Below are 9012 nucleotides of genomic sequence, written 5' to 3' on the forward strand. Positions count from 1 at the left end.
GTGCAACGGGTTGCCCAGCGATCGAAAATCAGGCGATATAGGGTGACGCAATGGGCGTCGGCGATCCGTGAAATTCTTTAGGTACGAAATTGCCATAGGTATCGGAGTGGCTACCACGTTCTGGGGCGTAGTCGCTCTGTTCTATTCAGGCTTGCCGAACATCAAGGAGATTGCTGGTCCACTCGCGACCGTGATGGCAGCCGCAGCGGCCGCATTCGTGGCTTACACATTAGGGAAAGCCCAGATCGATGTTGCCGAGCGAAACTGGCAAACCGCGAACGAGAAGCTCGTGCTGGAGCTCTTCGAAAGGCGTATAGCCGTGTTCGAAGAGATCCGCTCAGCGGTAAGCGGTGTGTTGCGTACGGGGCAGCCAACAGACGGGGATTATTTGGCGTATTGCCGTGCGATAGATCGGGCGCCTTACTATTTCGGATCTGAAGTCGGTGTGTATCTTGAAAAGATTAGGTTGCTAATAATCGAACTTCAATTGGATGCGACCATTATTGCTGATCACCATGCGTCTGATCAACATGCTAGGATTTGGGGGCGGGTGGAGCGAATGAAGGAATTGGCCGGCTTCTATGATCAAGCCGGCGCATTGTTCGGGCCTTATATCAAAGCGCACCAAAAAATCGTTAGTAGCGATTAGGCGCTGCGTTGAAGCGAATGAGTGGAATTTTCGCTCATCTATTTGTTCGCGGAGTATAGTTATCAATTCTGCTTGATCAAAGCCGTAATTATTTAGGGTGGTATTCACTTTAGCGCGAAGGAGGCTGAAAATGGTCGGTGGGCCTACAGTAAATTACAATCACCAGCATATTGCCCGTGGCTACAGCATCTCAGGCGCATCGCAGGGTTACGTGTTGACAGTCAGGGATGTCCGCGATGCGATTGCGTATCTTCCTGATCATGCGGAGATCATCTTCGGCCCATGTGAGCACGGCGAGCCGCTGCAATTCTATCGTTTTAAGACGCGAGGTGAAAATCTGCTCGCAATTGAGTTCGGTTGATTAGAAGCCGCAACATGCGTGCTCTAATAGTTTTGTTGGTCTTAATCGCGGTGGCAGGGTGGTGGGAGCCACTAGTCTATGAGCGTTTTGAGGTCAAGTTGGGTGTCTATGGCGCTAAACCCGAAATGATGTCGCGAACATGCATCTTCTTCACGTGGCATGCGATCATTGAGCACAGGGTAGTTGGAGATTTTGAGTATAGTTGCCCCCGGCGTAGAGGTCAGATCGCGCTTGGTGCGCCTGGGTTGTTGATTGACTGATCAGAGGCGGCGAAGCGGCGTTATATGCGCGAGATTGGTGTCGAAGCTTGGAGATGCTCCGGGTATATACTGTGGCAGATGGCTTTTGAGGGGGGGGGCTGGTTCGGCGCCGATGGTCGGTCTCTGCCGTGAGTGGTGGATGATTATTCGCGCTCTCCGCCTGAAGGGCTCCGCAAATCGGCGCGGCGAGATGGTGCAGGCTGCAGAAGACCATCGATGACTGGGGCCTCGTCCTAAGCGATCTTCGTAAAAGCGGGCCGCCCTGACGGAGTCGCGGGAAAGTCGTGGATGGCAAGGACGAGCTTGCCCATGATGCAGTAAACAAGACTGTTAGTCTCGTGCGAATTTTAGACCAGGCTCTTAGGTTGAGTTGTCGCCTCTGGGCCGTATAGGTTTAATAATCGCAAACATGCTCTTATTTCGTTGCTTCGCTGCTTATCTTGCGGTCTTCGCGACCAGAGATCTTTGCTCATCCAGCACGTCGGCAAGCGTTTGCTCGAACGCGATCTTCGGCGCCCAGCCGAGCAACTCGCGGGCGCGGCTGGCGTCGCCGAGGATGATGTCGGCGGCGTCATTGGCGCCGCGCGCGGGATCGTTGTGCACGTCGATCGGCACCCGGGCCATCGCCAGTAACTGCTGCAGCACATCGCCGATCCGGTGGGAGACGCCCGATGCGATGTTGAGGATGGTGTCGGGTGCCAGGCCTGGACTCCGCGCGATGGCTTCCGCATAGGCCTCGGCGACGTCGCGAACGTCGAGGAAGTCGCGCTGGCCGTCGAGATTGCCGACTCGAATCTGCGGCGGCGCAAGCCCAGCCTCGATCCGGGCAATCTGGCGCGCGAAGGCCGGGATGACGAAGGCGTCGGTTTGACCGGGGCCGGTGTGATTGAAGGGGCGCAAACGAACGCAGCGCAGTCCCTTGGCGATCAGCGGGCCGAGCGCGAGGTCGGCCGCCGCTTTCGACGCCCCGTAGTCGTCGGTCGGCGCCAACGCCGTCTGTTCGCTGGTCGGCCGGATCGGCGGGCGATTGCGTCCGTAAGCGAGGCCCGAGCCGACGTTGAGCAGGACGCAGCTCGGCGCAGCCTCGAGGATGGTTCGCCCGATGATGCGGACGCCATCGAGATGGACCCGCCAGCTCGCCGCCGGATCCGCATTGGCGGCACCGGGCGCCGCTAGCGCGGCCAGATTGACGAAGTGCGTCGGCCGCACCGCCGCGAGTGCACTCGCAACCGCCGCGGCGTCGGTGACGTCGAGAGCCGCGACGTCGCCGAGGGTCGGATTGCTGCCGGCGTAAAGCGCGGTCGGGATGATCGCGGCGCTGTCGCCGAATTTGCGACGGATCGCATCGGCCAGATGCAGGCCGACGAAACCGGTGGCGCCGGTGATCAGGATCCGCAACGGAGCCGCGCGCTCAGCCATTACAGCCGCTCGCTGGTCCGGATGCGGGCAAGGTCGGCCTCGACCATTTCGGCGACCATCTGCTCGAGCGTAGTCTCGAAGGTCCAGCCGAGCTTCTGCTTCGCCTTGGAGGCGTCGCCGTGCAGATAGTCGACCTCGGCCGGCCGCAGATAGCGCGGATCGGTGACGACGTGGTTGTTCATGTCGAGCCCGACGCGGCCGAACGCAATCTCGCAGAACTCGCGCACTGATGCGGTGCGGCCCGTGGCGATGACGTAGTCGTCCGGCACGTCCTGCTGCAGCATCAGCCACATCGCCCGCGTGTAGTCGCGCGCGTGGCCCCAGTCGCGCTTGGCGTCGAGATTGCCGAGCGACAGCGTCGCCTGCAGGCCGAGCTTGATCCGCGCCACGGCGTCGGTGATCTTGCGGGTGACGAATTCGATGCCGCGCAGCGGCGACTCGTGATTGAACAGGATGCCGCACGACGCGTGCATGCCGAAGCTCTCGCGATAATTGATGGTCATCCAATGCGCGTAGAGCTTGGCCGCCGCATAGGGCGAGCGCGGATAGAACGGCGTCGATTCGGATTGCACCGGCTGCTGGATCATCCCGTACATTTCCGAGGATGAGGCCTGATAGAACCGTGCGCCCGGGCAGGCGATCCGCACCGCCTCCAGCACGTTGACAGCACCCAGGCCGGTGACCGTTCCGGTCAGCAGCGGCTGCTGCCACGACGACTTCACGAACGACTGGGCCGCGAGATTGTAGACCTCGTCCGGCTTCAGCTCCGACACCAGACGAATCAGGCTGGAGAGATCGGTGAGATTGCCGTCATGCAGCGTCACCCCGTCCTCGATCCCGAGCCATTTCAGCCGGCTGGTCATCCCGTCCGCCGACGCGCTGCGCCGGAGCAGGCCATGCACGGCATAGCCGTGCTCGATCAGCAGCTGCGCCAGGTAAGCGCCGTCCTGGCCGGTGATGCCGGTGATGAATGCCGTCTTGCCCATGATGATATCAGAATGCTTCCTGTTGGTTGGCCGGCACCAGGCCGACCGAGCGGCGGCCTGGCTTTCGTTTGGCCGCCTAGCCGCCGCGAGATTGCCAAGCGGCCTTGATGCCCTTCAGCGCTCCGAGCCGCAGCAGTAGCACAACCAGTTTCCAACGAGAGGACTCGGGCGGGCATTTTTCCGCCCGCAGCAGGTTGAGCACGGCGGCCTGGGCGAATTTCCGCTCGCCCGCGGTCAGGGTGGCGAACTGGGAGGCGATGGCGTCGATGTCGATCGCGGTCGCCGGCGCGGCGCGGGTCAGCTCCGGGTCGGCAAATGCGAGCATGCGGAACAGGCGCGAGCTGTCGCGCTCGAATGCGCCCGGATTCGGATCATGCCAGTCGGGCGGGGCGGTGAGCGAGGCCGACGGGTCTGGACGGCCGGCGCGGCGTTCGGCGCTGGCGAGCTTGGCCAGACGGGCGGAGTAGATCTGACGCAGTTCCCGCGTGCGCGTCACGCTGCCGCCGTGCTCGCGATAGCGGATCAGCAGCTCGGGCAGGATCGCGATCTCGCCGATCTCGGCCAGCCGCAGCCAGAAATCATAGTCCTCACCGGCCTCGAAGGCGGCCCGATAGCCGCCGACCCGGCGCGCGGCGTCGGCGCGAAACATAACCGTCGGGTGGATGAACGGGCTTTTCCTGGCCAGCGTCTCGCGTGGGTGCCCTGGATCCGGCCGCATCTGACGGCCCCTCGGCATGCCGTGCTCGTCGATGATCTCGGCCCAGCCGCCGAGCAGCACGACCTCCGGATGGGCGCGCATGTAATCGCGCTGTCGTGCCAGCCGCTCCGGCAGCGCGATGTCGTCGGCGTCGAGCCGCGCGATCAGTGGCGCGCGGGCCTGCGCCAGCCCGCGATTGAGCGCCGCAACCAGCCCGTCACGGTCCTGGCGCAGCACCAAGAGCCGCGAATCGGCTGCCTGCAGTTCCGCCAGGATGGCCGGCGTGGAGTCGCTGGAGCCATCGTCGATCACCAGCAGTTCCAGATTCGCCAGCGTCTGCGTCAGCACGCTGCCGACCGCCTCGCGCAGCCAGCGCTGGCCGTCGCGGACCGGCAGGATCACCGAAACCTCTGGCGTGACCGGCAGCACTGTCGTCCTCGCTCGAATCGTGCACCCCGCGGGCAGGGCCCGCGGATGGCGGCGACATAGACCCTGCCGACCGGCGCATTGCAAGCGCAGCCCCTGCAGCTTTCGAGCGCCAGATTCGGGGCGAGCGGCCGGGCCGCCATTGACGCTGCGAAGCAGGACCCGTTACATCGCCGGATCGATTTGGTGACCGCGCGGGCCTCCGCGGGATGGTTTCATCCGGCCGTCACGGTCGACGTCAAGCGACGGACAACTCTTTGGCGCAGCCTCACGATCCGAACACCCCGACGCAGCCCTGGCTGTGGATGGACGTGTCGACCAGCAGCCGGGCGCGGTCCGGGCAGATGAACGGGACGTTGCGGGTCGAGCACAGCGTCGCCACCGCGCTGTCGGACGCGATCGGGCCGGAGCTTCGGTTCTGCCGCTACGAGCCGTTGCGGCGTGATTACGTGCCGGTGAGCTACGCGCCGGATCTCGGGGCGAAGCCGGTGGCGGCCGCACCGAAGTCGAAGTCGCGCACAACGCTGCTGTCATCGATCAAGCCGCTCGGCAAACGCCTCGAGCGCGCGGTCAAGACCTCGGTGCGGGGCGCCGTGGCGCCGATGATGCAGAAGATGTCCGCCGGCGAAGCCTTGCCGCGGCTCGGCGGCGGGGCTGCCGGCGAGGTGTTGCTGCTGGCCGGCGAGAACTGGTCCCGGGTCGATTATGCGGCGGTGGCGCGGATGCGCCGCGAGCGGGGTACGCGTGTGGCGGCGGTCTGCCAGGATTTCATCCCGGTGGTTGCGCCGCAGTTCTTCGCCGACGGCGAGTTCGTCACCCAGTTCGAGGCCTACGCGCAATTTCTCATCCACGAATGCGATCTGGTGGTGTCGATCTCCGATTCGACGAGCGCCGATGTGAGAAGCTACGCTCAGCGCCATGGCGGTTTGCGCGGCGGGCTCGAGGTGGTGCACCTCGGCGCCGATCTGGTCGCGCCGAAAACCGTCATGCGGCCAGCGGCGCTGACGGATGCGCAGGCGAAGCGCTTCGTGATCAGCGTCTCGACCATCCAGTCGCGCAAGAATTTCGATCTGCTGTATCATGTGTGGCGACGGTTGACCGAGCAGGGCACGCCGGATCTGCCGACGCTGGTGATGGTCGGCCAACCCGGCTTCGGCAGCTCGGACCTGTTGTGGCAGATCGCCCACGATCCGGTCACCGCATCGTCGATCCTGCATCTGCCGCGGGTCGGCGACGAGGAACTCGCCTGGCTGTATCAGCACTGCGCTTTCACGCTGTATCCTTCGTTCTACGAAGGCTGGGGCCTGCCGGTGTCGGAGAGCCTTGCTTTCGGCAAATACTGTCTTGCTTCAAACACCTCTTCGCTGCCGGAAGCGGGCGCCGGCCTGGCGGGGCACCTCGATCCGCTCGATTTCGCCGCCTGGCGCGACGCGGTCCTTGACCTGATCCGTACCCCTGAGCACCTTGCGCAGCACGAGGCGGCGATCCGGGCGCAGTATCGTCCGGTCACATGGGCACAATCCGCCCGCCGGCTCGCCGAGGTGCTGCGAGGCCTTGCGGCCGCGCCGGCCACGATCCAGAGTTAGGAGTCCAATGGTTTCCGCAGTGGCCCAACCGTCCTCGATCAAGCAAAGGCTGGAGCGCACCCGCGACTGGTTGCTACGCACCCGGGCCGGGGAGAAGCTATTCATTCTGTCGCTGTGCCTGGTCTATGTGATGCACAGCATCTGGTCGGCCCGCACCGTGTTGTGGTTCTTGGTGGTGCCGGCGATGCTGCTGTCGGCGGTGCCGTATCGCAATTTGCTGCCGATCGTGAAGTCGTGGGTGTTCGTCGCCTGCGCGTGCTTCCTGGGGCTGATCCTCGCCACCTCGGTGCTCGGCGGCGGCACGCCGGCGCAGATGCTGCTGCTGAACCTGCGCTACACGGCAGCCGTGCTGGCCTTCGTGCTGATCACCGCGCATCTGGTCCGGAACGACGGCGACTTCCTCCGCCTGCTGTTCCTGGTCCTCGCGCCGGTCGCGGCGTTGACGGCGGTCCGCGACGTGGCGTCGTTCACCGGCCTGTCGCTCGAGACCCTGATGTCGACGCGGCTGGAGGGGGTCAAGGGTCTCACCGTGTACTACAACTCCAACGTGATCGGGATGATGTACGCGATGCCCTGCGTCGGCGCCGCGGCAATCATGACCTCGCGATCGCTGAAGCTGTGGCAGCATGCGATGCTTGCGGTTGCGATCCTGGTGCTGCTCGGCGCGATCCTGCTCACCGGCAGCCGCGGTTCGCTGATCGCCGCCGGTGTCGGCATCGGCGTCTCGGTGTTGTTCTCGGAGCATCGGCGCCTGAAGGTGGCGCTGATCGCGCTGGCCGTGGTGGCGGTCGCCGTCATCGTGTTGGCGCCGTTCAAGAGCGAGTTGTTACAGCGGCGTGACAGCCTGCGGCTGTCGTTGTGGCCGGTGTATCTGCAATTGGCGATGGCGAAGCCGTGGCTGGGCTATGGGCTGGCCTTCGACACGCAGCGGACGCTGCCCGATGGCAACGTCGTGATGAATGCGCACAATATCGTGCTGTGCGCGCTGGTGCGCGGCGGCGTGCTGACCGCGTTGGCGCTGATCGGCATCGCCCTGGCGTCCGGCATCAGCGGGCTCAAAGCCTGGCGCCGCTCCGGCGAAGTCGCGGCATTGGCGCTGCTGGCAACCTGCCTGACGGCCTCGAGCGTCGATTACGAGATCATTCCCACCGATCTCGGTTATCTTTACTTTCTGTTCTGGCTGCCCGTCGGTGTCTGTCTCGGCGCTGGGCTGGCCGCTGCTCATCGTGTTCTGCCCGGCCGGCTGCCGAAAACCCAGCCGGTCTAGCCTCGTCACAAAATCGCCCGCCGGCGAGGGATCAGTCCGCCGGCCGGATACTGCTACCGCTCCGCCATATTATCGTCTCATCGCGATGTTTCAGGTGTTACCATGAATACACATCGACCGATCCGCCTCCTCGCGCTGGCGGCTGCCGCCCTTGTATCCTACGTGATGACCGCGACGGCCCCGGCCGCCGCGGCGGAACCGACAGCGGCCGGCCTCTGGCAACGGACCGACAACGGCAAGGCCGGCGGCAAGCCGGTGGTCTGGGTGCTGATGCTCGACCGCGGCAACAACATGTACGAAGGCGTCGTCGCCAAGACCTTCACGCAACCGGGCCAGAGCAATCTGACGGTGTGCGAGGAGTGTGAGGACGATCGCAAGGATCAGCCTATCCTCGGCATCTCGCTGATCCGCGACATGAAGCGGAAGGCCCGCGTCTACGAAGGCGGCAACATCCTCGACCCGCGTAACGGCGACGTCTGGAAGGCGATGCTGACGGTCAGCCCGGACGGCCAGACCCTGACGCTGCGCGGCTACCTGATGACGCCGGCGCTCGGCAAGGACGAAGACTGGTTCAGGCTGCCCGACAGCGCGATCGCTCAGCTCGATCCGGCGATCGTCGCCAAGTTCATGCCCGAGCAGGCCGCCGCGCTCACCGGCAAACCCGGCGCCGTCCCGCCTGCCACCGCCGGCAAGGCGAAGGCCACGCCCGCACCGGCCCCGAAGGGCGGCGCGATGGCGCCGGCCCCGGCGAAGTAAGCGGGCGGCATTCGTCGCCGGTTTCCCGGCCAGCATGCTAAGCAGTAAACCGGCGATCGCGCGCAGCGGTCGCCGGTTCATGCGTCGGGTATATCGCGCAAACGCGCTCTGCTGGCCGGTATCCACGCGTCGTAGTTTTTCAGCAACTCGGCCGGTTTGTCGAAGTTCGCCGCCAGGTCGAGCGTGTCGGCCATGATTGCACCGCTGTTGCGACCGAGGTTGCGATAGGCCTGGAATTGATCGGGATCGAAGAACTGATCCGCAGTGGTCTGGTGAGGAAAATCCGGATTGATCGCGCGATAGCCGAGGGTGGCGAAATCCAGCCCATGCACGATGGTCGATTTCAGATAGATCAGTAGGCCGGTCTTTGCCGGCTCGCCGCCAGCCTTCGCCGGATAATCGATATGCGCCACCACGAACGGTGATTTCGCCAGCGGCAGGCCGCGTGGATATTTGTCTTTGGTCTCTGCGCCGAGAAATACTTCCGGCCCCTTGCCGTCGCTGAAGCGGATCACCGTCTGGAAGTCCTCGCGGACGCGATTGCTGGACGACACCAGCGCTGACAGACTGATCGCCTTATCCTGCTCGGCGTCGACGACGATTAT

At 64.1% G+C, this 9012-nt stretch carries 8 protein-coding genes and 1 pseudogene; 5 read left to right on the top strand and 4 right to left on the bottom strand.

Annotated elements, in window-relative coordinates; all coding sequences use genetic code 11:
* Positions 1 to 106 precede the first annotated feature (106 nt).
* Positions 107 to 649 (top strand): hypothetical protein, encoded by a 543-nt coding sequence (locus tag LPW26_RS01670; RefSeq protein WP_238732490.1) that lies wholly within the window; start codon positions 107 to 109, stop codon positions 647 to 649.
* 130 nt (positions 650 to 779) lie between these two features.
* Entirely contained in the window at positions 780 to 1010 is a 231-nt protein-coding gene (locus LPW26_RS01675; RefSeq protein WP_238732491.1) for a hypothetical protein, read from the top strand.
* A gap of 695 nt (positions 1011 to 1705) precedes the next feature.
* On the opposite strand, the gene LPW26_RS01680 is transcribed toward LPW26_RS01675, so the two are convergent.
* From LPW26_RS01680 to LPW26_RS01690, 3 genes are all read right to left on the bottom strand, one after another.
* Positions 1706 to 2689, bottom strand: coding sequence for an NAD-dependent epimerase/dehydratase family protein (locus LPW26_RS01680; RefSeq protein ID WP_238732492.1), 984 nt, complete (start codon positions 2687 to 2689; stop codon positions 1706 to 1708).
* A complete protein-coding gene (gene gmd, locus LPW26_RS01685) occupies positions 2689 to 3675 on the bottom strand; it encodes a GDP-mannose 4,6-dehydratase (protein WP_238732493.1) in 987 nt (328 codons plus the stop codon). The genes LPW26_RS01680 and gmd overlap by 1 nt, the downstream gene beginning before the upstream one ends.
* Positions 3676 to 3751: 76 nt before the next feature.
* Positions 3752 to 4801 (bottom strand): glycosyltransferase, encoded by a 1050-nt coding sequence (locus LPW26_RS01690; protein ID WP_238732494.1) that lies wholly within the window; start codon positions 4799 to 4801, stop codon positions 3752 to 3754.
* Positions 4802 to 5055: 254 nt separating this feature from the next.
* Between LPW26_RS01690 and LPW26_RS01695 the strand changes: the two genes are divergently transcribed.
* From LPW26_RS01695 to LPW26_RS01705, 3 genes are all read left to right on the top strand, one after another.
* Positions 5056 to 6384: a glycosyltransferase family 4 protein gene (locus tag LPW26_RS01695; protein ID WP_238732495.1), complete on the top strand. Its 1329-nt coding sequence runs from the start codon at positions 5056 to 5058 to the stop codon at positions 6382 to 6384.
* A gap of 7 nt (positions 6385 to 6391) precedes the next feature.
* A complete protein-coding gene (locus tag LPW26_RS01700) occupies positions 6392 to 7651 on the top strand; it encodes an O-antigen ligase family protein (protein ID WP_238732496.1) in 1260 nt (419 codons plus the stop codon).
* 102 nt (positions 7652 to 7753) lie between these two features.
* Positions 7754 to 8407 (top strand): DUF2147 domain-containing protein, encoded by a 654-nt coding sequence (locus LPW26_RS01705; protein WP_238732497.1) that lies wholly within the window; start codon positions 7754 to 7756, stop codon positions 8405 to 8407.
* Between the two features lie 77 nt (positions 8408 to 8484).
* Here LPW26_RS01705 and LPW26_RS01710 read toward each other — a convergent pair.
* Positions 8485 to 9012: pseudogene (locus tag LPW26_RS01710) on the bottom strand (patatin-like phospholipase family protein); the annotation flags it as partial.

The organism is Rhodopseudomonas infernalis (assembly GCF_022271405.1).
Taxonomy (GTDB): Bacteria; Pseudomonadota; Alphaproteobacteria; order Rhizobiales; family Xanthobacteraceae; genus Rhodopseudomonas; species Rhodopseudomonas infernalis.

What these genes read in the sequence shown, in the direction of transcription:
- LPW26_RS01675 (WP_238732491.1), top strand. Translation starts at nt 780, where the DNA reads ATGGTCGGTGGGCCTACAGTAAATTACAATCACCAGCATATTGCCCGT.
- LPW26_RS01680 (WP_238732492.1), bottom strand. Translation starts at nt 2,689, where the DNA reads ATGGCTGAGCGCGCGGCTCCGTTGCGGATCCTGATCACCGGCGCCACC.
- gmd (WP_238732493.1), bottom strand. Translation starts at nt 3,675, where the DNA reads ATGGGCAAGACGGCATTCATCACCGGCATCACCGGCCAGGACGGCGCT.
- LPW26_RS01700 (WP_238732496.1), top strand. Translation starts at nt 6,392, where the DNA reads ATGGTTTCCGCAGTGGCCCAACCGTCCTCGATCAAGCAAAGGCTGGAG.
- LPW26_RS01705 (WP_238732497.1), top strand. Translation starts at nt 7,754, where the DNA reads ATGAATACACATCGACCGATCCGCCTCCTCGCGCTGGCGGCTGCCGCC.